Annotated in this window: 1 protein-coding gene; it reads right to left on the reverse strand. The window is 38.9% G+C overall.

Annotated features, from left to right (window positions below):
* Window positions 1-978, reverse strand: a 978-nt coding sequence (locus QNI15_RS38855; RefSeq protein WP_314006063.1) for an Ig-like domain-containing protein, incomplete at both ends; no start/stop codon positions are given.

Here is a 978-nt window from a genome sequence, read left to right on the forward strand (position 1 = left end):
TGACATTGATGGTTTCGTAAACGGTTGATCCATTGAGAATCGTTATTTTTCCCGCTCCTTTTTTTACTTTTTCACTAAAACGGAATCTGAGAATTGTATCTACTGGAATACCTGTTGCATTTTGTGCTGGATAGTAACTGCCTGCTACAATAAAAGGAGGTGTAGTATCAATATATACTGCCTGGAAGTTCCATGCACCTGAAGCAATCCCGGCAAAAATATTTCCCGATACATCCTGAAAAGCACCTGATTCTACAACTATAGAAACAGAAGCTAATGATGGAAAAGTAGAAGCTGGATTAATAGTGATAACACTATCGTTGGTAATAGTCACGTTTGGTGCTGTCACAGCTATTGTCTCCAAAACTGTACTACCTTGTCTAATAATAATATTACCAGTTCCTTTCTGCACTTTCTTGGACAAACGAAAAACCAGATTAGCATCAGAAGCGACATTGATTGCACCATTGGCAGGATTATAACTATTGGCTACTAAAGTAGGTGCGATAATATCAGCAGCCTGAAATGACCAGGTAGAAAATCCAACAAGCTTATTTCCACTTAGATCTTCGAACGTGTTTGTCCCAATGCTTACACTTACAGTTCCAGAAGAAGGAAAATCGTTAGCTGGATTAATCGTGATAACACTATCATTAGTAATAGTCACATTCGATGCAGTTACGGCTATCGTTTCCAGAACTGTACTACCTTGTCTGATAACAATATTTCCTGTGCCTTTTTGCACTTTTTCAGAAAGTCTAAAAACCAGATTAGCATTGACAGCCACTTTGGTAGCATTGTTGGCTGGAGACAAACTGTTAGTTACTAAAGCCGGAACTGTGTTGTCCACGGTAAAGCTCCATGCATCTGAACTATTGCCTCCATAAACATTACCTGTCAGATCTGAAAATGCACCAGAAGCAATTGTCACTGTAATATTTCCAGCTGCAGGCAGATTGTTTACAGGATTGATTGTTA

Source organism: Xanthocytophaga flava (assembly GCF_030068545.1).
GTDB lineage: Bacteria > Bacteroidota > Bacteroidia > Cytophagales > 172606-1 > Xanthocytophaga > Xanthocytophaga flava.